This is a genomic window from Achromobacter agilis (assembly GCF_900496965.1).
Classification (GTDB): Bacteria; Pseudomonadota; Gammaproteobacteria; order Burkholderiales; family Burkholderiaceae_B; genus Achromobacter; species Achromobacter agilis.
The window spans coordinates 34,990-59,352 of the sequence record NZ_UFQB01000024.1; the positions used below are offsets into that span (position 1 = coordinate 34,990).

The following is a 24,363-nucleotide window of genomic DNA, read 5'->3' on the forward strand; positions in this document are numbered from 1 at the left end:
GCCCACCAAGGAAATAATCTCGTGGCCTTGTTTATCCTACGCAGACTGATACAGAGTCTGTTCGTGCTGCTGGCCGTATCGGTCGTGGTCTTCTTCGCGGTCTATGCCGTGGGCGACCCGATAGAACTGCTGGTCAGCCCCGAAGCCAGCCAGGCCGCGCGCGAGGCGATGATCGCCCGCCTGGGCCTGGACCTGCCGGTATGGCAGCAATACACAGGATTCCTGTGGCGCGCCTTGCACGGCGATCTGGGCACCTCCTTCGTGCACGGCATCCCCGCCATCGAACTGATCGTGCAGCGCATCCCCGCCACGTTCGAACTGGTCATCGTGGCCATCCTGCTGACCTGTGTCTTCGGCATTCCCCTGGGGCTGATCGCGGGGCTGTACCGCGACCAGCCCCTGGGCCGCGGCATCATGGCGTCCTCGGTGCTGGGCTTCTCCCTGCCGAACTTCTGGCAGGGCATGATGCTGATCCTGCTGTTCGCGGTCTGGCTGGGCTGGCTGCCCGCCACGGGCCGCGGCGATACGGTCACCGTGCTGGGCGTGCGCCTGTCCATCCTGACCGCCGACGGCTGGTCGCACCTGATCATGCCGGCCATCAACCTGGCGCTGGCCAACATCGCGCTGGTGCTGCGCCTGACCGCCTCCGGCGTGGTTGAAGCCCGCAGCCAGGACTACGTGAAGTTCGCCCGCGCCAAGGGCGTAAAGCCCGGGCGCATCGTGCGCCGCCACATCCTGCGCAACATCCTGATCCCCGTGGTCACCGTGATCGGCATGGAGTTCGGCAGCCTCATCGCCTACTCCACCATTACCGAAACCGTGTTCGCATGGCCCGGCATGGGCAAGCTGCTCATCGACAGCGTCTATCAGCTCGACCGCCCTGTCGTGGTGGCCTACGTGATGCTGGTGACCCTGATCTTCGTGATCATCAACCTGGTTGTGGACATTCTGTACGCCGCGCTCGACCCGCGCGTGCAGCTCGTGACCCCTGCTCAATAATCCGCCATGGCTCAATCTCCCAATCCCGGCCGCACCCGCACCGTCCAGCCCCTGGCCGAGACGCCCCAGCGCGCCGCCATCCTGAAGAAACTGCATGCGCGCCCCACGGTGCGCGGCTCCGTCATCGCCCTGGCCGTCCTGGTCATCCTGGTGGTCTTCGCCCCGTATTTCGCGCCCCAGAACCCGTACGATCTGGCCAACCTATCCCTGATGGACGGCCGCCTGGCGCCGCGCCAGGCGCTGATGGACGGCAGCATCGCCTGGCTCGGCACCGATGACCAGGGCCGCGACATGCTCAGCGCCATTCTGTATGGCCTGCGCATCAGCCTGATGGTGGGCCTGTCCGCCGTGGTGCTGGCCACCGCCATCGGCGGCGCGATCGGCCTCGTGGCCGCCTATGTGGGCGGCCTGGTCGACACCGTGCTCATGCGCATCGTGGACTTCATCCTGGGCTTCCCGACCATCCTGGTGGCGCTGGTGCTGCTGGTGGTGCTGGGGCGCGGGGTCGATAAGGTGATCCTTGCGCTGGTGCTGGTGCAGTGGGGCCACTACGCGCGCATCATGCGCAGCCGGGCCCTGCAGGAACGCCGCAAGGAGTACGTGGAAGCCGCCGCCAACCTGGGTTTCCCAGCCTGGCGCATCATGCTGTTCCATCTGCTGCCCAATTGCCTGGGGCCTGTCATGGTGTTCGCCACCATCCAGATCGCAACCGCCATCGCCCTCGAAGCCACGCTGTCGTTCCTGGGCGTGGGCGTGCCCATTACCGAACCCTCGCTGGGCCTGCTGATCTCCAACGGCTTCCAGTACCTGCTGTCGGGCGACTACTGGATCAGCCTGTTCCCCGGCATTGCCCTGCTGGTGCTGATCCTCTCCATCAATATCGTAGGCGACCGCCTGCGCGAAAGCCTGGATCCGCGACGAGCATGAAAGGAAAGCCCACCCCCGAAGCGCTGCGCGCTTCCCCCTCAAGGGGGCATGCCTGCGGACCGGCAAAGCCGGCTCCGCGGCATCCCGATCGGGCAGCGCCCGTTGCAGGCGCTGCGTGTGGCGTAATGGACGAATGAGATGAGTGAAACACTACTTGAGGTGCGCGGTCTGCGCACCGCATTCCATACCGAAGCCGGCGCTTGGCTGGCGGTCGACGGCGTCGACCTGACCGTGCGCCGCGGCGAGATCGTCGGCCTGGTCGGCGAATCGGGTTCCGGCAAATCCGTCACCGGCTTTTCGCTGCTGGGCCTGATCGATCCGCCCGGGGAAGTCGTGGACGGCGAAGTGAAGTTCAAGGGCGCCGACCTGCGCAAACTGAGCGAAGAGCAGATGCGCCAGTTGCGCGGCAACCGCATCGCCATGATCTTCCAGGATCCCCTGATGACGCTGAACCCGGTGCTGCGCATCGGCGAGCAGATGATGGAGGCCATCCTCACCCACGAGAACGTCTCGCGCGCCGACGCCGAGGCGCGCTGCCGCGATGCGCTGGCCATGGTGGGGATCCCCTCGCCCGAGAAGCGCCTGAAGAGCTATCCGCACGAATTCTCGGGCGGCATGCGCCAGCGCGTGGCGATCGCCATCGCCATGCTGAACAAGCCCGACCTGATCATCTGCGACGAGCCGACGACGGCGCTGGACGTCACCATCCAGGGCCAGATCCTCTACCGCATGCAGGAGATCTGCCGCGAACACAACACGGCGCTGATCTGGATCACCCACGACCTGGGCGTGGTGGCCGAGCTGGCCGACCGCGTGGCCGTGATGTACGCGGGTCGCATCGTCGAAAGCGGCCCCGTCGACCAGGTGCTGGACGCCCCGCGCCACCCCTACACCAGGGGCCTGCTCGATTCGATGCCAGGCGCCACACAGCCCGGCGCGCGCCTGCATCAGATCAACGGCATGGCGCCCAGCCTGGCCGGCCGCCCGGCGGGCTGTGCCTTCCGTCCGCGCTGCTCCCATGCCGTCACGCGCTGCACCGAACAAGCCCCCTCCATCACCACCGAAGGCCCGCGCAGCTACCGCTGCTACGTGCCGATTGCCCGCGAGGCCCAGTCCGCATGAGCCAAGCCGATACTCCCGTCATCGAGCTCAAGAACGTCCACAAGCGATTCGAGCAGCGTCCCGACCTGGCCCAGCGCATCCTGGCCCTAGCGGGCCGCCCCATCGACCGCCGCACCGTGTACGCGGTCAACGGCGTCGACCTGTCCATCAAGCGCGGCGAAGTGCTGGGCCTGGTCGGAGAATCCGGCTGCGGCAAGTCCACGCTGGGCCGCGTCGTGGCCGGCCTGCACCGCCAGACCGAAGGCGAGCTGCTGTACCAGGGCCGGGATGCCCGCCACCTGCGCGGCGCCGAGAAACTCGCCTACACGCTGGGCGTGCAGATGATCTTCCAGGATCCGCAGGCCTCGCTGAATCCGCGCCAGCGCCTGCGCCAGATCCTGGGCGAGGCGCTGAAGGTCCACAAGCTGGCGCCCCCTGCCGACATCCCCGCGCGCATCGACCAGGCGCTCACGGAAGTGGGGCTGGACACTGAATATCGCGACCGCTTCCCGCACCAGGTTTCCGGCGGCCAGCGCCAGCGCATCGGCATCGCCCGCGCCCTGATGGTGTCCCCGAAGTTCCTGGTCTGCGACGAGCCCGTGGCCGCGCTCGACGTGTCCATCCAGGCGCAGGTGATCAACCTGTTTATGGACCTGCGCGAACAGCACGGCTTCACGTACCTGTTCATCAGCCACGACCTGGGCGTGGTCAAGCACATCTCGGACCGCGTCGCGATCATGTACCTGGGCAAGATCGTGGAAATCTCCACCTCGGCCGAGATCTTCGCGCGCGCCAACCACCCCTACACCCAGGCCTTGATGGCCGAAGTGCCGGACGTAGGCCGCCGCGGCCGCAAGTTCACGCCGATCAAGGGAGAAATCCCCTCGCCGCTGAACCCGCCGCCCGGCTGCACCTTCAATCCCCGCTGCCCCCACGCCATGCCCCGCTGCCGGGAACAGGCGCCGGCGCTGAAAGAAATCTCGGCGGGCCACTGGTCGGCCTGCCACCTGAACGAGGCGAACGCCTGATGAAACCCTCCGAAATGTCGAACGTCGACCGCATCGCCATCGAACTCGGCCATGCCGGCCGCAACGCCATCCTGTATGTGGACGAGGACCGCAATTCCGACCGTCCCTTCAAACTCCAGACCTACCGCCCCTACGGCTACACGCCGGACCGCCCCGTGGTCATCGTGCAGCACGGCGTGCTGCGCAACGGCGACGAGTACCGCGATTTCTGGGTGGAAGCCGCCGACAAGCACAAACTGCTGATCGTGGCGCTGACCTTCTCCAACGAGATCTGGCCCGGCGTGGAAAGCTACAACAACGGCCGCGTGTTCTCGGCCGGCGGCAATCCGCGCCATATCGACGGCTGGACCTACGCGCTGGTGGGCAACGTCATCAAGGACCTGATCGCCGGTGAAATCACCGACGGCCAGAATATCTACCTGTTCGGCCACTCCGCCGGCGGCCAGTTCGTGCACCGCCTGATGAGCAGCCAGCCGCACGCGCCCTTCAAGGCCGTGGCCGCGGGCAACCCGGGCTGGTACACGCTGCCGACCTTCGACCACCCCTTCCCCGAAGGCATGGACGGCGTCGGCTTGACGGAAGAGCACCTGGTCAAGCTGCTGGCCTATCCCATGACCATCCTGGCGGGCGACCAGGACATCGCCACCAACGATCCCAACCTGCCGTCCGAGCCCGCCGCCATGCGCCAGGGCCCGCACCGCTTTGCGCGCGCCCAGAACTACTTCGAATTTGGCCGCAAGGAAGCGGAGCGCCGCGGCGTGCCGTTCGGCTGGACGCTGCAGGTCGTGCCCGGCATCGGCCATGACGGCCGCGCCATGTCGGCCGTATGCGCCAGCCTCTGGTTCGACGGCAAGATGCCCGACGACGCCGAGCTGGCCCGCCTGGCCGGCCAGCAGGTCGCCTGAACGCCCCCCTTTTTCGTTGCAGAAATCCGCTATCGCCATGTCCAACATCCAGAGCACTGAACAGATCGTCGCCGGCATCAAGAACTGGCTGCAATGCGAATCGCCTTCGAACTTTCCCGAAGGCATTGCCGCCATGGCGCGCATCATCGCCGACTACGCCGCGGCCGCCGGCCTGACGGTGGAGCTGTCGTCGCTGGGCCCGACCACGGGCCCGCTGCTGTACGCGACCAACCGCGCCCCCGGCGACACGCGCCCCGGCATCCTGATCCTGGCACACATGGACACGGTGCATCCGGTGGGAACGCTGCTCGAAAACCCCGTGCGCATCGAGGGCGACCGCCTCTACGGCCCGGGCGGCTACGACATGAAGGCCGGCATCTACCTGGCGCTTTCCGCCTTGTCCGGCCTGGCCCGCCCCGGCGCGACCCAGCTGCCGGTAGATCTGCTGGTGGTGCCCGACGAGGAAACCGGCAGCCATGCGTCGCGCACGCACATCGAACGCTTCGCCGCCAACGCCAAGTACGCGCTGGTCTGCGAACCGGCCCGGCCGAATGGCGGCAAGTGCGTCACGGCGCGCAAGGGCACCGGCATGCTGAACCTGAACGTCAAGGGCCGTCCGGCGCACGCCGGCATGCAGCACGAGAAGGGCCGCAGCGCCATCCGCGAAATGGCGCACCAGGTGCTGGCGCTGGAATCCATGACCGATTATGAGCGCGGCATCACCGTCAGCGTCGGCACAATCTCCGGCGGCACCGTGACCAACACTGTGCCGGCGCTGTGCCGCTGCGTGGTGGACTTCCGCGTTCCCGACATGGGCGCCGCCGAAGACGTGCTGCGCCGCATGCGCGAACTGTGCGCGGTGGGTCCGGACGTCGAACTCGATATCGACGTGGAGCTGAACCGCCCGCCCATGGTGAAGACCGAAGCCGCTACGCAACTGCTGGCGCTGGCGCAGGGTTATGCGGAACGCGCGGGCTTCCCGCTGGAAGACGCGCCGATGACCGGCGGCGGCAGCGACGCCAACTTCACGTCCGCCATGGGAATCCCCACGCTGGACGGCCTGGGCGCCGACGGCGACGGCGCGCACACCTTGAACGAGTACGTGCTGATCTCCACCCTGGAACAGCGCCTGAAGTTCTGGGAACTGCTGCTGAAGGAACTGGCCTGACAGATCCCCACGCCTGAGTGTCCCCCCCCAGTACAACGCCACGGCGCGCCGTGGCGCCCCGGCAGCGCCCGCCGGCCGCTGCTGGCGCCCGCATTCGCCGCGCTGACGCTCGCGCTGATGGCCGAGGGCGCCAGCGCCGCCTGCGCGCCCGAAACGCCCCCGGCCTGCGATCCCGGCGGCCGCGTGCCACCCAGTCCGGCCGCGCCCGGCCCCCAGGGCTGGATCGTCGCGATCGACAACTGGCAGCTGCTCGAGGGCAGCAGCGCGATTGCGCGCATCAAGCAGCGCACGACCGGCGCCTACGCTGGCGGCGAGTTCGATGCCGGGGCCGGCTGGCGCCTGGGCGGCGCGCTGGGCACCACCCGCAGCCGGATCCGCATCGATGCGCTCGACGCCAAGGCGAACGTCGATAGCTATAGCGCCACCCTCTATGGGAAACGGTCTTTCGTCGCCGGCGCGGGCAAGGTGAACCTGCTGGCCGCGGCGTCCTATGCCTGGCACGACATGGACACGACGCGCCATTTCGATGTGCCGGGCATTTCCCAGACCTTGACGGCGGACGTCAGCGCCAACACCGTGCTGGCCTTCACCGAGCTTGGCTATGAACTGGCGCTGTCGCAACGCGCCAGCCTCGAACCGTTCGCCGGCCTCGCCTTCCGCGACGTGCGCACGCGCGGCTTCTCGGAATCCGGCGGCTCGACCGCGATCGATGCCGAGGGCAGCCGGGTGGTCCAGACCACGACGACATTGGGGCTACGCGGGCAGACCGGCCTGTCGCTGGGTCCCGCCGTGGGGCGGGTGCACGCCCTGCTGGGCTGGCGCCGCGCATTCGGCGACGTGGCGCCCGAAACCACGCTGGCGCTCGATGGCGGCAGCGTGCTGACGGTCGCCGGCGCGCCGATCGCCCGCAGCGCGGCGCTGGTGGGGCTGGGCGCCGAGCTAGCCCTGTCGCGCTCGGCGGCGGTCGGGCTGGCTTATGGGGGCCAGTATGGCGACGGCATGCGCGAACACACTGCGTCGCTGAGCCTGCGCTGGGCCTTCGGCAGCCTCTGAACGCGGCGGCGCGCGCCCTCGGGAGCGGGCGCGTTTTCGCCTAGAATTACCCCCCAGACCGCGCTCCCCTGTCCCCGTCATCATGTCCGATTCCCCCACGCCCCTCAGCGCCATCGCCTATGGCATCGCCACGCTGGCCGCCGACGGCAGCATCCTGGACACCTGGTATCCCCGTCCATCGCTCGCCGACAATTCCCCCGCCACCGGCACCCGCCACCTGACGCCGGAAGAAGCCCGCGCAGCGCTGGGCGAACACGTGCCGACGGCGCTGGTCCGGGACACCCGCCGCAAGGTGGACATCGTGGCTGTGCGCACCGCCATCGCGTCGCTGGACGAGCCTCCGGCCGACGCGCATGACGCCTACCTGCGCCTGCACCTGCTCAGCCACCGCCTGATCCGCCCGCACGGCGCCAACCTGGATGGCCTGTTCAACGTGCTGTCCAACGTGGCCTGGACCTCGGCCGGCCCCTGCGCGGTCGACCAGGTGGACGCCCTGCGCTGGCAGTTGCGCGCATCCGGCCAGGTGCTGGAGATCCGCGGCGTGGACAAGATTCCCCGCATGACCGACTACGTCATGCCCAACGGCGTGCGCATCGCCGATACCGCGCGGGTGCGGCTGGGCGCGCACCTGTCGCCCGGCACCACGGTGCTGCACGAAGGCTTCTGCAATTTCAACGCGGGCACGCTGGGCGCGTCCATGGTCGAAGGCCGCATCAGCGCGGGCGTCATCGTCGACGACGGCAGCGACATCGGCGGCGGCGCGTCCATCATGGGCACCATGTCCGGCGGCGGCAAGCAAGTGGTGTCGATCGGCAAGCGCTGCCTGCTCGGCGCCAACTCGGGCATCGGCATTTCGCTGGGCGACGATTGCGTGGTGGAGGCCGGCTGCTACATCACCGCCGGCACGCGCGTGCTGACGCCGGAAGGCGCCGTGGTGAAAGCCACGTCGCTGGCGGGCCAGCACGGCCTGCTGTTCCGCCGCAATTCGCAGACCGGCGCCGTGGAGTGCTTGGTGCGCACCGCCGCCTGGGGCACCCTGAACCCCGATCTGCATACGGGGCATTGACCGGGCGCCGCGCAAGCGGTCCTGCTCAGGCGTATTCCGCCGTCCGTCCCAACTGGTCGTAGACCAGGTTCACGAACAGGTCCGAACTCAGCACGTTTGCGGCCAGGCACGAAAACACGGTCTTGCCGTTTTCGTCATGCAGGCTGATCGTCTCGATCCATTGGTTCAGGTCGATGCGCTTGAGCGATTCGTACGGCCATGTGGCGCCGCCGATATGCAGGCCCTCGGCCGACAAAGCCAGGTCCTGCGTCTGCAGGTCCGGGAAAGCGCCGCTCTGGACATAGCGGAACGCGACTCGGGCGCCATCCGCGATCTTCTCTTCCAGCACGGGCAGGCGCTGCGCCACGTAGCGCGCGCGGAACGCGTCCATCAGCTTGTTGAATTCGCCGACCTCGGCGGGCACCAGGGTCCAAGGCTGCGCCGAACCGGTGCGGTAGGCAAAATGATTGATCAGGCCAGCGCCTGCGTCCGGCCCGGAGGCGAACAGGAACAGGTCCTGGATATCCGCGAATGCGGTGTAGATGCGCACGTCGCCTTGCCGGCAGACAACGCCGTGCTCGTGCAGTTCAAAACAATCCGGGGTGCTCCCCGTGTGGTTAAACACCGCCAGCGCGACAGAGGCTTGCGGGGTTTTGCTATCGGTCATGCAACTTCCTTATTGGAATTAGGGTGCTTTCGCGGCCCAGGACGTCGCAAAGTCATGCGATCTGTATTCTCCCCTATATGGGCAATGCCTGCTTGATGACCCCATTTTCCAGGCACTCCGGCCTGGGTGGCGGTTTTCAGGCCCCCGGCGGCACCGGCGCGAACCGATAGTGCGCCACCGTACCGCCGCCCGCGATGATGGCGGTGGATTCGGGCACTTCCTCCCAGGCGCCGGGCATCTCGGTCAAGGGTTCCGACAGCAGCAGGAAGGCGTCATCGTCCAGCGCCGCGATCTGCGGATTGTCGGGATACAGCTGGCGCAGATGGTGCACGCAGGTGTTGTGGAACAGCGTGCGCGAGTCCGCCTCGCTGGAATAGCGCACCGCGATCAGGCGCTGGCCGTCCAGCGCGCAGACCGTCATGTTGATGGGCTGCGCCACCCCATGCCGCCTGCCCGTCTCTTCCACCGCGCCCACCATGCGGGCCAGCGCCTGCAGCGGGTCTTCCTCCAGGCCGAAGCTCAAGGCCAGCAGGAACATCACCTCGGAATCCGTCGACCCTTCCAGCGAGCCGAAATACGCGGGCGCGATCATCAACATCAGGTCGCGCCTGAGCAGCGGGTAGTCGCGGATGACGCCGTTATGCACGAACAGCCACTGCCCGTGGCGGAACGGATGGCAGTTGGTTTCCTGCGCGGGCGTGTCGGTGGCGGCGCGGATGTGCGCCACGAACAGCGGCGCATGGATGGCGCGCGCGGCCTCGCGCAGATTGCGATCGTTCCAGGCCGGATGCACGCTGCGATAGCGAAATGGCGGTTCCAGCGGCAGGCCTTCACGCTGGCGGCCATACCAGCCCAGGCCGAAGCCATCGCCGTTGGTGGTGGTGGCGCCCAGCCGCGAGTGCAGGCTCTGGTCGATCAGGGAGTGCTTGGCCTTGAAAAGCACGCTCTCCATCTGGATGGGACTACCGGTATAGGCCAGCCAACGACACATGACGCGCTCCTTTTCTCGGCCTGGATCCCGCGCCCGGACGGCACGATAGGCGTTATCCAGTGTAGGAGCAGCCCACGAAATTCCACAAGCGCCCCGCGCGCCGCTACTTCTTCAACAGCGCCTTCAACATGGCCATGCGTTCCTTCGGATTCATGGCGGCCGTAGCCTCGTCCTCCTGGATGCGCACGTCGCCCAGGCCCATTTCCTCGATGAAACGGGAAGGCTCGCGCACCAGGTCCTCCCGCGCGCGGCGCCGGCGCTTGCACCAGCTCAGGTTCAGGCTGCGCTGCGCGCGGGTGATGCCCACGTACATCAGCCGGCGTTCTTCCTGGATGCGCGTCGCCAGGTTCTCCGCCGCGCGCGCCGGGTCCCCGACCTCGTCGTCCTTGCCCAAATGCGGCAACAGTCCCTCTTCGACGCCCGCCAGGTATACGTGCGGATACTCCAGCCCCTTGGAGGCATGCAGCGTGGACATCTTCACGGCGTCCGGCTCTTCTTCCTCGCCGCGCTCCAGCATGGTGACCAGCGCCACGTGCTGCACCAGGTCGAAGAGCGTCATGTTGTCCTCTTCGGCCTTGCGCTTGAGCCATCCGGTCAGTTCCAGCACGTTCTGCCAGCGCGTCTGCGCGGGCCGTTCTTCGAACAGCTCGTACAGGTGGCGCTCGTACTGGATGGCCTCCAGCAGATCGTCCAGGATCACGCCCGCGGGCTCGGCGGGCGCGGCATCCTTGGCGGATGCCGCGCCGCGCCCCGCACGCCACTGCATGCGGCGGATGAATTCGGCGAACGTGCGCAGCGGATCCAGCTGGCGCGGCGCCAGCAGGCTTTCCAGGCCGGTCTCGGCCACCGCCGCCAGCAGCGACAGCTCCCGCGTGGCCGCGTATTGGCCCAGCACCTGCAGCGTGGCCTGCCCGATGCCGCGCTTGGGCGTGGTCGCCGCGCGGATGAACGCGGGATCGTCCTCGTCGTTGGCGAGCAGGCGCAGATAGGCCAGCACGTCGCGCACTTCGGCCTTGTCGAAAAAGCTCTGACCGCCCGAGATCGTGTAGGGAATCTTCAGGTTGCGCAGCGCCTGCTCCAGGATGCGGGACTGATGATTACTTCGGTACAGGATCGCGAAATCCTTCCATTGCGCCTGGCGCTCGAAGCGCGCGGCCGAGACCTTCATCGCGATGGACTCGGCCTCGTGTTCCTCGCCGTCCATCGCCGACACCAGGATGGGTTCGCCCGCACCCAGGTCGGACCACAGCTTCTTGTCGAACAGCTTAGGGTTCTTCTCGATCACCTGGTTGGCGGCCGCCAGGATGCGCTGGACCGAACGGTAGTTCTGCTCCAGTTTGATGAGCTTGATGTTGGGATAGTCGGTCGTCAGCTTCGCCAGGTTTTCGATGGTCGCGCCACGCCAGGCGTAGATGGCCTGATCGTCGTCGCCCACCGCCGTGAACATCGCGCGCGATCCCGTCAGCAGCTGCACCAGCCGGTATTGGCATACGTTGGTGTCCTGGTATTCGTCCACCAGCAGGTAGCGCACGCGGTTCTGCCAGCGGGTGCGCACCTCTTCGTTGCCGGCCAGCAGCTGCGCCGGAATGCGGATCAGGTCGTCGAAATCCACCGCCTGGTAGGCCGCCAGCGTGGCGGCGTAGCTGCGGTACACGTTGGCCGCCTCCACGTCGCCCGGCGTGATGGCCTCGCGCGCGGCGTCGTCCGGTTCCATCAGCGCGTTCTTCCACAGCGAGATGATGCCCTGCACGTGGCGCAGCCGCGCCTTGTCCGTGGTGCCCAGCAGTTCCTGGATGATCCCCATGGCATCGTCGGCATCCAGGATGGAAAACGTGGGCTTCAGGCCGGCGTTGCGCGCTTCCTCGCGCAGCATCTTCACGCCCAGCGAATGGAAGGTGCTGATGATCAGCCCCTTCGACAGCTTGCGGTCCACCAGGGTCTTCACGCGCTCGTCCATTTCGCGCGCGGCCTTGTTGGTGAAGGTTAGCGCCACCACGTTGCGGCCCATGTAGCCGCATTCGCGCAGCAGGTACGCGATCTTCTGCGTGATCACGCGCGTCTTGCCGCTGCCCGCGCCGGCCAGCACCAGGCAGGGGCCGTCCAGGTACAGCACCGCTTCCTTCTGAGCGGGATTCATGCCTTGGCCAATCGGTTCGCTTGCGGACATTTGAGTCGGGTAGTCATGCTGCGCGGCGGCCGCAATGCGGACGCAGCCGGCAAGCGCGGGGCTTGCGGCCGCCCGTCAGCGAGCCGGTAATGCGCGAGAAAATGGGGACGGGCGCAGCCGGCGCAACGGGCCTGCCGCGCCGGCGCGATAGAGGAGAAAGATCATAGAACAATCGCGCCGACGGCGCATGCAAGCCGCCGTCAGATCTCCAGCGGATCGACTTCCAGTTGCCAGCGCACGCGGGCCTCGTTGGCCAGGTACGGCAGGTGGTGCGACCACGACGCCAGGAACGCCTGCAGCGCCGGACGGCTGCTGCTTTCGGCCAGCAGTTGGGCGCGCTCGATGTTGGCCACCCGCAGCACGCGCAAGGGGACGGGGTCGTACAGCATGATGGCGTCCAGGCCCGGGAAATCCGCCGCCCATTCCCCTTCCGGCAAGGCCCGCGCCCGTTCCAGGAATTCCTGGGCCACCTTCAGCTCGCGCGCTTCGGCGGTCAGCAGCGCCTGATAGACGAAAGGCGGCAGGCCGGTGCTTTCGCGCTCGTGCAGGGCATGGCGGGCAAAGCCCGCATAATCGTGCCGCAACAGGGCCTGGTAGACCGGCTGCTCGGGGTAATTGGTCTGGATCAGCACCTCGCCGTTGCCCTGGTGCCGGCCCGCCCGGCCGGCCACCTGCATCAATTGCGCGAACAGGCGCTCCGGCGCGCGGAAATCATGCGCGAACAGCATCGAGTCCGCGTTCAGCACGCCCACCAGCCCCAACCGCGCGAAATCATGGCCTTTGGCCACCATTTGCGTGCCCACCAGGATGTCCACCTCGCCGGCATGGACCGACGCGAACAGCGCCTCGGCGCTGCCCTTCCTGCGCGTGCTGTCGGCGTCGATACGCAGAATGCGGGCCTCGGGGAACAGCTCGGCCAGGTGCTCTTCCACGCGCTGCGTGCCGCGCCCCATGGGCGCCAGGTCCTGGTCGCCGCATTCGGGGCAAGCGCGCGGCACCGGCGCCTGGTAGCCGCAATGATGGCATTGCAGGCGGTGGCCGCGGCCTTCGGTGCGGTGCAGGACGGTAAATGCGGTGCAGCGCGGGCAGTTGCTCACCCAGGCGCAGGACTGGCAATGCAGCACCGGCGAATAGCCCCGCCGGTTCAGGAAGATCAGCGACTGCTCCTTGCGCTCCAGGCGCTGGCCAATGGCGTCCAGCAGCTGCGGCGACATGCCCTGCTTCATCTGCAGCCGCCGCGTATCCACCAGGCGCATGGACGGCAGGCTGCTGGCGCGCGCCCGTCCCGGCAGGCTCAACCGCAGATAGCGGCCGCGCTCGGCGTGCTGCCAGGTCTCCAGCGATGGCGTGGCGGAGCCCAGCACCACGGGAATGCCCAGATCGTGCGCGCGCCACACGGCGAGGTCGCGCGCCGAGTAGCGCAGGCCGTCCTGCTGCTTGTACGACGCGTCGTGCTCTTCGTCCACCACGATCAGGCCCAGTTCGGTCATGGGCGCGAAGATCGACATGCGCGTGCCCAGCAGCATGCGCGCCTGGCCGCGCTGGGCGCGGGTCCAGGCCTGCAGGCGTTCGCCGTCCGACAGCCCGCTATGCATGACGGCCAGCCCATCCGACCCGACCAGCGCCTCCAGGCGCGCGCGCAGCGCGCCCTCCAACTGCGGGGTCAGGTTGATCTCGGGCACCATCAGCAGCACCTGGCGCCCGGCGGCCAGCACCTTTTCGGCCGCCCGCAGATAGACCTCGGTCTTGCCGCTGCCGGTTACACCGTGCAGCAGCACCGGCTTGAAACTATCCAGGGCGCCGATGGTGTCCACGGCGGTGCGCTGCGCGTCATTGAGGGCCGGCGGCTCGTCGGCGGCGGCCGGCGCGCGCGCCGCCTTGCGCTTGCGCCCGTCCAGCCGGGCCACCGGCCCGCCTGCCGAACGCTTGCCCTGGTAGGCGGTCGGCTTGCGCAGGGGCGGCGGCAGCGTGGGCAGCATTACCTCCCCCAGGGGCCGCTGGTAGTAGTCCGCGGCAAAGCGGGCCAGGCGCAGCCAGGCCTCGTCGAACGGCGGCAGGTCGTCCAGCACCTCTTCGATCGGCCGTATCTGCTTGGGGTCGTAGGACGGCTCGGCCGGGTTATCCACCACGACGCCGATAAGCTTGCGGCGCCCGAAGGGCACGATGACCCGCAGCCCGATCGCCACCGGCGCCTCGCTCCGGTAATCGAAGGGGCCGGGCAACGGCACGTCCAGCGCCACCCGCACCCAGCAGACCGCTGGAGGAATCATGGTCGCCTGCGCTTCAGACATGGGGGCTTGGACGGTGCATAGGGAAGGATGAGCCTGCCCGACGCTCTCGTGCCCCGTCCCCGCCTGTGGATAACTTTGGGGAAAAGGCTGGAGCAACGTCGAAAATTGGAATAAGGCAAGATTTCGCGAACATGTGAAATCTTGTTGGAAATCTAAGTTTTCTCTTGAAAAACAATATCTTATGAAGTCTTTCAAGATTGTAAACTAGCTTCTAAAGGGTTTTCCCCGAGATCAATCTTGCTGTGCACAAGTGCGCGCTGCTTCGGCCCTGAGGGCCGAAGCGTTCACTTACTTACCCTCGCAGCGAACGGCTGTGTTGGTGGACTTCATCCACCAATTCGGCTACGGCTTCCGGAGGAGTGAACCGGGAAATGCCATGCCCCAGGTTGAAGACATGCCCGCCCTTGCCCACCGGGCCGAAGGCGTCCAGCACCCGACGCGCCTCCTTGCGGATGGCGCTGGCGCCGCCGAACAGGGCCATCGGATCCAGATTGCCCTGGAAGGCCACGGCGTCTCCCGTACGGCGGCGCGCCGCCGCCAGGTCCACCGTCCAGTCCAGGCCCACGGCATCGCAGCCGCAGGCCGCGATGTCTTCCAGCCACTGGCCGCCGCCCTTCGTGAACACGATGACCGGCACGCGGCGGCCTTCGTTTTCGCGCTTCAGGCCTGCCACGACCTTCCTGGTGTAGGCCAGCGAGAATTGCTGGAACAGTCCGTCGGCCAGCACGCCGCCCCAGCTGTCGAACAGCATCACGGCTTGCGCGCCGGCGGCGATCTGGGCATTCAGGTACTGCAGCGTGGCCTCGGCGTTGATCTCGAGGATGCGGTGCAACAGGTCGGGACGCCCATACAGCATGGTCTTGATCAGGCGGTAGTCGTCGCTACCCTGGCCTTCGACCATGTAGCAGGCGATCGTCCAGGGGCTGCCCGCGAAACCGATCAACGGCACTTTGCCGTCCAGTTCGCGCCGGATCACGCCCACGGCGTCAAAGACGTAGCGCAGCTTGTCCATGTCGGGCACCGCCAGGCGCGCCACATCTTCCTCGGTGCGCACCGGACGGGCGAAGCGCGGGCCCTCGCCTTCGGCGAAGTCCAGGCCCAGGCCCATGGCGTGCGGCACGGTCAGGATGTCGGAAAACAGGATGGCCGCGTCCAGGTCGAAACGCTCCAGCGGCTGCAGCGTGACTTCCGCGGCGTAGTCCGGGTTCTGAGCAAGGCCCATGAAGGAACCTGCGCGGGCCCGCGTCTGACGGTACTCGGGCAGGTAGCGTCCCGCCTGGCGCATCAGCCAGATGGGGGTGTAGGGCACGGGCTCGCGCAGGAGCGAGCGCAAGAACACATCGTTCTTCAAGACGGAAGCAGACACGACTATCCTCGATGATCGGAAGCCGTGATTTTACTTCCCCTGGCTGACAAGGCGCGGGCGCCATCCCTGGCCGGCTTGCCCGAGCGCAAGCCGGCCGCCGCCCGGGCGCTGGCGGCGGCCGGCCCCCGGGGCGCCAACGCCCCGGCGGGCGCGGATTTCAGTCTTCGCCGGCCTGCGCCGCCTGCCGGTAGGGCGCGGCCTCGATGCCGTGCTTGCGCATCAGCGCCCAGAAAGCGCGCCTGTGCTTGCTGCAGGCGCGCGCCGCTTGCGCCACATTGCCGCCATGGCGCGACAACGCCAGGCGGATGTAGTCGCGCTCGAAACCATCGACCACCCTCGCCTTCGCCGTGCGGAAGGATTCCTGCGCGGCGCGGTGATGCTGATTGCGCAAGCGGGACAACGCGTGTTCGACCACGCTGGCTGCCACCCGGGGCCGCGATTCGCCTGGCGGGCAGGCACCGCTGGCGCCCGCGGGCCTGGCCGTTGCGGGATAGTTCGCCGCGGGTTCCCGCAAGGACGCGGACCGGGCATCGCGCAACGCGGTGGATCTAGCCAGGCGGCCCAGCCGCACGCGCATGCTTTCCAGGCATGCGGGCTGCATCATGAAATCCCAGGCGCCCAGGCTCAGCAGATCTTCGATGGCGGGCGCTTTTACGTCGTGGACGAGCAGGAGGACGGGCGTGCTCAGCGCGCCGTCCGCCTGTTGCAAGGCCATCCGCGTCCAGGCGAGCGAAGAGGGCGCCACTGGCAGGATGCAGGCGTCGTAGCGCCTGAGCGCCACCGCCAGCCGCGCGAGCGCCTGCACGTCCGGCGCTTCCGGCGCCGGAGCCTGAAGCGCCGGCCCTGCCCCCGCGTAGCGCAGGGCGTTCAGGGACACCAGGTGCAGCCGCAGACGGGCCGCGCGGACGGGATACCGCTCGACCCAGTCGCGCATGGCCGCTTCATGGCCCGGCGCCAGCAGAACCCCGCAATCCAGGACGTCTCGCACGCTCCCCTCCTACGCTTGATTGAGCCAAGCCGAAGGCTACCGGTCGCGGACACCCCGCGGCTATTCGTACTGAACGCATTGCGGCCCGCACAGGGACCTCGCATTTCGCCACCGCAATGAAAAAAGCGGCCCCGGAGGGCCGCTTTTTGGAATCCGGGGCGAACCCCGGAAGACCATTGCGCCGCTTAGTGCGAACGGCCGCCTTGACGCAGCTTGCGCGCCGCGATGGCTTGCGCAGCCAGCATGGCGAGTTCGGCTTCGACGACGGCGATGTCCGCCTTGTCCTTGGCATTCGCCAGGGCCTCTTCGGCCCGCTGGCGCGCTTCCAGGGCACGGGCTTCGTCCAGGTCGGCGGCACGGATGGCCGTATCGGCCAGAACCGTTACGCTGCCCGGCTGCACTTCCAGAATGCCACCGGCGACGAAGACGTTTTCCTCGCCCTGGTCGGCACGAACGATCTTGACCGTACCGGGGCGTATGCGCGAGATCAGCGGCGTGTGGCCGGGCAGAATGCCCAGCTCACCCGACTCGCCAGGCAGAACCACGAACTTCGCCTCACCGGAGAAGATCGCTTCCTCTGCGCTGACCACATCGACATGCAGGGTAGCCATAGTGGATCCTTATTGCAGTTTCTTGGCCTTCTCGAAGGCCTCGTCGATCGACCCGACCATGTAGAAGGCCTGTTCCGGCAGTGCATCGCACTCGCCGTCCACGATCATCTTGAAACCACGGATGGTTTCGGCCAGCGGCACGTACTTGCCGGGCGAACCGGTGAACACTTCCGCCACGTGGAAGGGCTGGGACAGGAAACGCTGGATCTTACGAGCGCGGGCCACGGCCTGCTTGTCTTCCGGCGACAGTTCGTCCATGCCCAGAATCGCGATGATGTCGCGCAGTTCCTTGTAGCGCTGCAGCGTCTGCTGCACGCCACGGGCCACGGCGTAGTGCTCTTCGCCGACGACTTGCGGGTCGAGCTGGCGGCTGGACGAATCCAGCGGGTCCACGGCCGGGTAGATACCCAGGGCGGCGATGTCACGCGACAGCACGACGGTCGAGTCCAAGTGCTGGAAGGTGGTGGCGGGCGACGGGTCGGTCAAGTCGTCAGCAGGCACGTACACGGCCTGGATCGAGGTGATCGAGCCGGTCTTGGTGGACGTGATGCGCTCTTGCAGCTTGCCCATTTCTTCCGCCAGCGTCGGCTGGTAGCCCACGGCCGACGGCATACGGCCCAGCAGTGCGGACACTTCGGTACCGGCCAGGGTGTAGCGGTAGATGTTGTCCACGAAGAACAGGATGTCGCGGCCTTCGTCGCGGAACTTCTCGGCCATGGTCAGGCCGGTCAGCGCCACGCGCAGACGGTTGCCCGGGGGTTCGTTCATCTGACCGAACACCATCGCAACCTTGTCCAGAACGTTCGACTCTTCCATTTCGTGGTAGAAGTCGTTGCCTTCACGGGTACGCTCACCCACGCCGGCGAACACCGACAAGCCGCTGTGCTGCTTGGCGATGTTGTTGATCAGTTCCATCATGTTGACGGTCTTGCCCACGCCGGCGCCGCCGAACAGGCCGACCTTGCCGCCCTTGGCGAACGGGCAAACCAGGTCAATAACCTTGATGCCGGTTTCCAGCAGTTCCACCGACGGCGACAGTTCGTCGAAGCGGGGAGCCGGTTGGTGGATGCCACGCTTTTCTTCGTGCTGGATTTCGCCAGCTTCGTCGATCGGACGGCCCAGCACGTCCATGATGCGGCCCAGCGTGCCGGTGCCGACCGGCACCGAGATCGGGGCGCCCGTGCCGGTGACCTTCATGCCACGGCGCAGGCCGTCGCTGGAGCCCAGCGCAATGGTACGCACCACGCCGTCGCCCAACTGTTGTTGCACTTCCAGCGTCAGCCCTTTTTCGGCGAACGAGGAACCCTCGTCGGCCAGGGTGAGCGCTTCGTAGATCTTGGGCATTTGATCGCGGGGGAACTGAATATCCACCACGGCGCCGATGCACTGAACGATGGTTCCGTTGCTCATGTCGATTCCTTGCTTGATAGCTTTTGACGGGATGCTGCCTGCCTTAAACGGCGGCAGCGCCCCCTACGATTTCCGAAATTTCTTTGGTGATCGCGGCCTGGCGGGTCTTGTTGTAGACCAGCTGGAGATCGCCGATGACCTTCTTGGCGTTGTCCGACGCCGCCTTCATGGCGACCATCCGGGCCGACTGCTCCGAAGCCATGTTCTCGGCCACGGCTTGGTACAGCAGACCTTCGACGTAACGCTGCAGCAGGTCGTCGATCACGCTACGGGCGTCGGGTTCGTAGATGTAATCCCAGCTGTAGTCCGACTTCACTTCCGCGGTCTTGGCCAGGTTTTCAGCGCCCGTCTGGTACGGATCTTCCAAACCGCTGGCCAGAGGCAGCAGGCGCAAGAACATCGGCTCCTGCTTCATCGTATTGACGAAGCGGGTCGAAGCCACGTACAGCGCGTCGATACGGCCTTCCAGGTAGGCGTCCAGCTGCACCTTGATTGCGCCCAGCAGGCGGTCGAGTTGCGGCTTGTCGCCCAGTTGCACTTCCTGGGAAACCAGTTTGGCGCCGATACGGGTCAGCACACCCACGCCCTTGTTGCCGAAAGCGGTCGCCTGAACGGCAACGCCGTTCTTCTCGAACTCTTTCAGCTTGCCCAACGTCACACGGGTGATGTTGGTGTTCAAGCCGCCGCACAAACCCTTGTCCGTCGTCACCATGACCACGCCGACCGCTTTGATCTCGCGTTCGACCAGGTACGGGTGGCTGTACTCGGGGTTGGCCTGCATCAGGTGCGCAGCAATCTCGCGCACCTTGGTGGCGTACGGGCGGCCTGCGCGCATCCGTTCCTGCGCCTTGCGCATCTTGGATGCGGCGACCATTTCCATCGCCTTGGTGATCTTGCGCGTGTTTTGCACGCTCTTGATCTTGGTTCGGATTTCCTTAATTCCGGGCATTGCGCTTTCCTGTGAAGACTGGCCGATGGGTTCCGCTCGCGCCTCAACCATCCGGGAAGGATGGGCGAGGCGTCGCGGACGCCTAACCCATCACTTTCTTAAAAAGCACCGTGCTTCTTGAATTCCTGGATGGCGGCGGCCAATTCGCCTTCGTCATCCTTGGACAGTTCCTTGGTGTCTTCGACGCGCTGGATCAGGGCCGCATGCTTGGCCTTGAGCTGATCCTTCAGCGACTTCTCGAACGACAGCACTTGGGCAACATCCACGTCATCCAGGTAGCCGTTGTTGACCGTGTACAGCGTAACGGCCAGTTCCCACACCTGCAGCGGCTGGTACTGGGGCTGCTTCAGCAGTTCCACCACGCGCTTGCCGCGTTCCAGCTGGCGGCGGGTCGCGTCGTCCAGGTCGGAAGCGAACTGCGCGAAAGCGGCCAGTTCACGGTACTGCGCCAAGTCGGTACGGATACCGCCTGACAGCTTCTTGACGACCTTGGTCTGGGCAGCGCCACCCACGCGCGACACCGAGATACCGGCGTTGATGGCGGGACGGACACCGGCGTTGAACAGGTCGGTTTCCAGGAAGATCTGGCCGTCGGTGATCGAGATCACGTTGGTCGGAACGAAGGCCGAAACGTCGCCGGCTTGCGTTTCGATGATCGGCAGCGCGGTCAGCGAACCGGTCTTGCCCTTGACGGCGCCGCCGGTGAACTTCTCGACGTAGTCTTCATTGACGCGGGCGGCACGTTCCAGCAGGCGCGAGTGCAGGTAGAACACGTCGCCCGGGTAGGCTTCGCGGCCCGGCGGACGGCGCAGCAGCAGCGACACTTGGCGGTAGGCCCAGGCCTGCTTGGTCAGGTCGTCATAAACGATCAGAGCGTCTTCGCCGCGATCGCGGAAGTATTCGCCCATCGTGCAGCCGGCGTAGGCGGCCAGGTATTGCATGGCGGCCGAGTCGGAAGCCGAAGCGGCCACGACGATGGTGTATTCCATGGCGCCGTGCTCTTCGAGCTTGCGCACCACGTTGTTGATGGTCGACGCCTTCTGGCCGATGGCGACGTACACGCAGGTGACGCCCTTGCCCTTCTGGCTGATGATGGTGTCGACGGCCACAGCGGTCTTGCCGGTCTGGCGGTCGCCGATGATCAGCTCGCGCTGGCCACGGCCGATCGGGACCATCGAGTCGATAGCCTTGATGCCGGTTTGCAGCGGCTGCGACACCGAGCGGCGGGCGATAACGCCAGGCGCCACTTTTTCGATGATGTCGGTAGCCTTGGCATTGACCGGGCCCTTGCCGTCGATGGGTTCACCCAGCGTGTTGACCACGCGGCCCTTCAGTTCCGGACCGACCGGCACTTCCAGAATGCGGCCGGTCGTCTTGACCTGGTCGCCTTCCGACACGCCGGTGTAGTCGCCCAGAATCACGGCGCCGACAGAGTCGCGCTCGAGGTTCAGTGCGAGACCGAAAACGTTGTTGGGGAATTCGAGCATTTCGCCCTGCATCACGTCGGACAGGCCGTGGATGCGGGTAATACCGTCGGTCACGGACACGACGGTGCCCTGAGTACGGACATCAGCCGAAGCGCCCAGGCCCTCGATGCGGCTCTTGAGCAGTTCGCTGATCTCGGAGGGATTGAGTTGCATATTGACTCCTGGAATCCTGTTAGTTGCCTTAAGCGGCGAGCTGATCGCGCATGCGGGCCAATTGGGCTTGTACGGAAGTATCGAGCACCTGGTCACCGACAGCCACGCGCACGCCGCCGATCAACGACGGGTCGACGGTGACGCTGGGCTTCAGCTTGAGACCGAATTTTTGTTCGAGCGCGGTAACCAGCTCTTTGACCTGGGCATCGCTCAGTTCGAACGCGCTGGTGATTTCCGCCTGCGCCGTGCCGTCGTGGCGATTCCGCAGCATCGCGAATTGCGCGGCGATTTCGGGCAGCAGCAGCAGCCGGTCGTTTTCGACCAGCAACGCGATGAAATTGCGGGCGGCGGGCGGCAGTTCGGCCTTGATCAGGCCGGAGAACAGCTCGACGCGCTGCTTGTCGCCCAGACGCGGGTCGGCCATGGCCTCGCGCACGTCGGGGTTGGAGGCGACCTGCGACATTTCGCCGACCAGGTCGGACCAGGCCGGCAAGCCGGCCTTGTCGTCGCGCGCCGCGCTGAAGAGCGCCTCGGCGTACGGCCGGGCAACAGTGGAAAGTTCAGCCATGGCGGTCCCGGATTAAAGCTGCGCGCGGAGCTGGTTGAGCAGCTCGGCGTGTGCGCGGGCGTCAACCTCGCGCTTGAGGATCTGTTCGGCACCCTTGACGGCCAGCGCTGCGACGTCGTCGCGCAGCAGGTCGCGGGCACGCTGGACTTCCTGCGCAGCGTCCTGGGCAGCCTGCGCCACGATACGGGCGCGTTCGGCTTCCGCTTCGCGGCGGGCCTGCTCGATCAGGGAGGCGGCTTGCTTCTCGGCCTCGATGATGCGTGCGTGGTTTTCGGACTTGGCAGAAGCCTCGATCAGACTGACACGCGCCTGGGCCTGGGCCAGATCGGCCTTGCCCTTCTCGGCGGCGGCCAGGCCGTCGGCGATTTTTTGGCGGCGCTCGTCCATCGCCTTCGTCAGGGGAGGCCACACGAATTTCATCGTGAACCAGCCCAGAACGAAGAACACGAGCATCTGGAAAATGATCGTCGCGTTCAGATTCACGGTCGTTCCTTTAACACCTTTCGGCTCCGGCCGCACCCGGGAGGGGCGCTACGGAGCACTCGATACCTTGCTGGGCGGCGATGCGCGGTAGACCTGCACCGCCGCCAGCGTCATGACCCGCCTTTTCGCCGGCGGGCGGTGCCTTAGCCGACGAACGGGTTGGCGAAGGCGAACAGCATGGCGATACCCACGCCGATCAGGAATGCCGCGTCGATCAGGCCAGCCAGCAGGAACATCTTCGTTTGCAGAGCGTTCATCAGCTCAGGCTGACGAGCCGAGGCTTCCAGATACTTGCCGCCCATCAGTGCGATGCCGATGCAAGCGCCGATAGCGCCCAGACCGATGATAAGACCGCAAGCGAGGGCAACGAAAGCGACGTTGGTCATGACAACTCCTTGGTTAGAAATCTGAAGTCAAAAATTGAAAAATAAGGGGTACTGCTCAATGCAAGATAATCTTGCTATCCCACGCTGGCCGGATGGCCAGCGCGGGAAATCGGGGGGATCAGTGACCTTCGTGAGCCTGGCCGAGGTACACCAGCGTCAGCATCATGAAGATGAAGGCCTGCAGCAGAACGATCAGGATGTGGAAGATCGCCCAGATGGAGCCGGCCAGGATGTGGCCGATGCCCAGGCCGATGCTGGCGCCGTTGAAGCCGGTCCAGGCGCCGCCCAGCAGGGCGATCAGCATGAAAATCAGTTCGCCGGCGAACATGTTGCCGAACAACCGCATGCCCAGCGAGACGGACTTGGCGGCGTATTCGATCAGGTTCAGCAGCAGATTGAAGGGAGCCAGGACCAGGGCGCCGATGCCATGTGCGTGGAACGGCGCGGTGAACAGTTCCTTGACGAAGCCGCCCGGGTGCTTGATCTTGATGCCGTAATAGAACATCAGCAGCAGCACGCCCAGCGACATGCCCATCGGCACGTTCAGGTCGGCGGTCGGCAGAATGCGGTGGTAGTAGAGCGGGTCGCCGTGTTCAGCGCCCAGGCCGGTCAGGCGCCAGATGGAGGGCAGCAGGTCGACGGGCAGCAAGTCCAGCGCGTTCATCAGGATGATCCAGAGGAACACGGTGAGCGCCAGCGGGGCGATGAAAAGACGGCTCTTGGCGTTGTGGACGATGCCCTTGGCCTGGTCGTCGACCATGTCGACGATCATTTCCACGAAGGCCTGGAAGCGGCCCGGAACGCCATTGGTGGCGCGGCGCGCGGCGCGCCACAGGAAGAAAATCACGATCAGACCCATCAGGCCGGACCAGAACAACGAGTCGTAATTGATGATGTCGAACTGAGCAATAGCGCTCTGTTTCTCGCCCGTATTGTTCAGATGCACCAGGTGATGCTGAATATACGCGGACTGAGGCGACACGTCGCTGGCAGCAGCCATTTGAATCCTACCCTATTTGCTGTATGCCCGACCCTTGCGAATCGGACGATTCCACGATTTCGTTTGCCGCAAACCTGCTCGGCGCTAAGACAACTTGCGGAACATCAAGAGCAGGAGATAACCCTTCAATGTGAGTATCAGACCGAGCAGCACGGCAGGCCATACGAGGCTATCCTGCGCCACACGCGAAAGCAGCCACAACAGCAATGCCGTTGCGAACAACTTGATCAACTCACCAGAGAGAAAGGTAAAGGGACTGGCTTTACCGGCCCGTACGCTGACAACAAGGCGCAATGCGAACAACGCATTGGGTATGAAATACGCCCCCGCCCCCGCCAGCGCCGACCAACCTGCCGCCGCCCCTCCGACAACCCCCGCAATTACCGCCGCTGCGAGCCCCATGGCACCTTGCGCAGCCAATGCCAATAGGAGCCCGCGGCTTGCTTGAGCATTCAGCGCCGCGCGGTCCGCGTCACTGAGTACCAGAACTTTATCCGCCTCGCCTTGGTCGAACACTTCCCTACCTCGGCTTTCAACCGGACCCTGCCGCATGTCGTGCTGCATGGAGTTCTGTTGCATCAAACTTCCTCGCTTTGCTTCTTGCCCCTATCAGAACCGGC

23 protein-coding genes are annotated in these 24,363 nt (G+C 66.0%); 8 read left to right on the top strand and 15 right to left on the bottom strand.

Translation table 11 applies throughout. The features are described from left to right. Positions 1-21: 21 nt before the first annotated feature. The 8 genes from AGI3411_RS23435 (at position 22) to dapD (ending at position 8,247) form a co-directional block, all read left to right on the top strand. A complete protein-coding gene (locus tag AGI3411_RS23435) occupies positions 22-999 on the top strand; it encodes an ABC transporter permease (RefSeq protein ID WP_129529729.1) in 978 nt (325 codons plus the stop codon). Between the two features lie 6 nt (positions 1,000-1,005). Further along, the gene (locus tag AGI3411_RS23440) at positions 1,006-1,926 is read left to right on the top strand and encodes an ABC transporter permease (RefSeq protein ID WP_129529730.1); all 921 of its coding nucleotides are present in this window, start codon (positions 1,006-1,008) and stop codon (positions 1,924-1,926) included. A 138-nt stretch (positions 1,927-2,064) separates the two neighbouring features. Beyond that, positions 2,065-3,048: an ABC transporter ATP-binding protein gene (locus AGI3411_RS23445; protein WP_129529731.1), complete on the top strand. Its 984-nt coding sequence runs from the start codon at positions 2,065-2,067 to the stop codon at positions 3,046-3,048. Next, on the top strand, positions 3,045-4,055 hold the full coding sequence (locus AGI3411_RS23450) for an ABC transporter ATP-binding protein (RefSeq protein ID WP_129529732.1): 1,011 nt from the start codon (positions 3,045-3,047) through the stop codon (positions 4,053-4,055). Before AGI3411_RS23445 ends, AGI3411_RS23450 begins: the two co-directional genes overlap by 4 nt. Beyond that, entirely contained in the window at positions 4,055-4,960 is a 906-nt protein-coding gene (locus AGI3411_RS23455; RefSeq protein ID WP_129529733.1) for a prolyl oligopeptidase family serine peptidase, read from the top strand. Before AGI3411_RS23450 ends, AGI3411_RS23455 begins: the two co-directional genes overlap by 1 nt. A 37-nt stretch (positions 4,961-4,997) precedes the next feature. Continuing rightward, on the top strand, positions 4,998-6,128 hold the full coding sequence (locus tag AGI3411_RS23460; RefSeq protein ID WP_129529734.1) for a M20 family metallopeptidase: 1,131 nt from the start codon (positions 4,998-5,000) through the stop codon (positions 6,126-6,128). A 117-nt stretch (positions 6,129-6,245) separates the two neighbouring features. Continuing rightward, on the top strand, positions 6,246-7,181 hold the full coding sequence (locus AGI3411_RS23465) for an autotransporter outer membrane beta-barrel domain-containing protein (protein WP_129529735.1): 936 nt from the start codon (positions 6,246-6,248) through the stop codon (positions 7,179-7,181). Positions 7,182-7,263: 82 nt separating this feature from the next. Next, positions 7,264-8,247, top strand: coding sequence for a 2,3,4,5-tetrahydropyridine-2,6-dicarboxylate N-succinyltransferase (gene dapD / locus AGI3411_RS23470; protein WP_129529736.1), 984 nt, complete (start codon positions 7,264-7,266; stop codon positions 8,245-8,247). A gap of 25 nt (positions 8,248-8,272) precedes the next feature. Here dapD and AGI3411_RS23475 read toward each other — a convergent pair whose 3' ends face one another. From AGI3411_RS23475 to AGI3411_RS23545, 15 genes are all read right to left on the bottom strand, one after another. After that, a complete protein-coding gene (locus tag AGI3411_RS23475; RefSeq protein ID WP_129529737.1) occupies positions 8,273-8,893 on the bottom strand; it encodes a hypothetical protein in 621 nt (206 codons plus the stop codon). A 136-nt stretch (positions 8,894-9,029) separates the two neighbouring features. After that, positions 9,030-9,884, bottom strand: a complete 855-nt coding sequence (locus tag AGI3411_RS23480; RefSeq protein WP_129529738.1) for a class II glutamine amidotransferase — start codon at positions 9,882-9,884, stop codon at positions 9,030-9,032. A 103-nt stretch (positions 9,885-9,987) separates the two neighbouring features. After that, positions 9,988-12,051 carry a UvrD-helicase domain-containing protein gene (locus AGI3411_RS23485; RefSeq protein ID WP_129529739.1) on the bottom strand — a complete coding sequence of 688 codons (2,064 nt, stop codon included), beginning with the start codon at positions 12,049-12,051 and terminating at the stop codon, positions 9,988-9,990. Between the two features lie 200 nt (positions 12,052-12,251). After that, positions 12,252-14,342 carry a primosomal protein N' gene (locus AGI3411_RS23490; RefSeq protein WP_129529740.1) on the bottom strand — a complete coding sequence of 697 codons (2,091 nt, stop codon included), beginning with the start codon at positions 14,340-14,342 and terminating at the stop codon, positions 12,252-12,254. A gap of 292 nt (positions 14,343-14,634) precedes the next feature. Continuing rightward, the gene (hemE, locus tag AGI3411_RS23495) at positions 14,635-15,708 is read right to left on the bottom strand and encodes a uroporphyrinogen decarboxylase (protein ID WP_129529741.1); all 1,074 of its coding nucleotides are present in this window, start codon (positions 15,706-15,708) and stop codon (positions 14,635-14,637) included. Positions 15,709-15,865: 157 nt separating this feature from the next. After that, positions 15,866-16,696 carry a helix-turn-helix domain-containing protein gene (locus AGI3411_RS23500; protein WP_244240435.1) on the bottom strand — a complete coding sequence of 277 codons (831 nt, stop codon included), beginning with the start codon at positions 16,694-16,696 and terminating at the stop codon, positions 15,866-15,868. 185 nt (positions 16,697-16,881) lie between these two features. Further along, entirely contained in the window at positions 16,882-17,307 is a 426-nt protein-coding gene (locus tag AGI3411_RS23505) for a F0F1 ATP synthase subunit epsilon (RefSeq protein WP_129529742.1), read from the bottom strand. 9 nt (positions 17,308-17,316) lie between these two features. After that, on the bottom strand, positions 17,317-18,717 hold the full coding sequence (gene atpD / locus AGI3411_RS23510) for a F0F1 ATP synthase subunit beta (protein ID WP_129529743.1): 1,401 nt from the start codon (positions 18,715-18,717) through the stop codon (positions 17,317-17,319). Between the two features lie 43 nt (positions 18,718-18,760). Further along, positions 18,761-19,666, bottom strand: coding sequence for a F0F1 ATP synthase subunit gamma (atpG, locus tag AGI3411_RS23515; protein ID WP_129529744.1), 906 nt, complete (start codon positions 19,664-19,666; stop codon positions 18,761-18,763). Between the two features lie 98 nt (positions 19,667-19,764). Continuing rightward, positions 19,765-21,306, bottom strand: a complete 1,542-nt coding sequence (gene atpA / locus AGI3411_RS23520) for a F0F1 ATP synthase subunit alpha (protein WP_129529745.1) — start codon at positions 21,304-21,306, stop codon at positions 19,765-19,767. Positions 21,307-21,334: 28 nt separating this feature from the next. Next, complete coding sequence (locus AGI3411_RS23525) at positions 21,335-21,874, bottom strand: F0F1 ATP synthase subunit delta (RefSeq protein ID WP_129529746.1); 540 nt, start codon at positions 21,872-21,874, stop codon at positions 21,335-21,337. 12 nt (positions 21,875-21,886) lie between these two features. Then, a complete protein-coding gene (locus AGI3411_RS23530; RefSeq protein ID WP_013391129.1) occupies positions 21,887-22,357 on the bottom strand; it encodes a F0F1 ATP synthase subunit B in 471 nt (156 codons plus the stop codon). Positions 22,358-22,500: 143 nt separating this feature from the next. Further along, positions 22,501-22,743 carry a F0F1 ATP synthase subunit C gene (gene atpE, locus AGI3411_RS23535; protein ID WP_003815363.1) on the bottom strand — a complete coding sequence of 81 codons (243 nt, stop codon included), beginning with the start codon at positions 22,741-22,743 and terminating at the stop codon, positions 22,501-22,503. Between the two features lie 118 nt (positions 22,744-22,861). Next, positions 22,862-23,743, bottom strand: a complete 882-nt coding sequence (gene atpB, locus AGI3411_RS23540; protein ID WP_129529747.1) for a F0F1 ATP synthase subunit A — start codon at positions 23,741-23,743, stop codon at positions 22,862-22,864. 84 nt (positions 23,744-23,827) lie between these two features. Continuing rightward, on the bottom strand, positions 23,828-24,295 hold the full coding sequence (locus AGI3411_RS23545) for an ATP synthase subunit I (RefSeq protein WP_129529798.1): 468 nt from the start codon (positions 24,293-24,295) through the stop codon (positions 23,828-23,830). Positions 24,296-24,363: the final 68 nt, after the last annotated feature.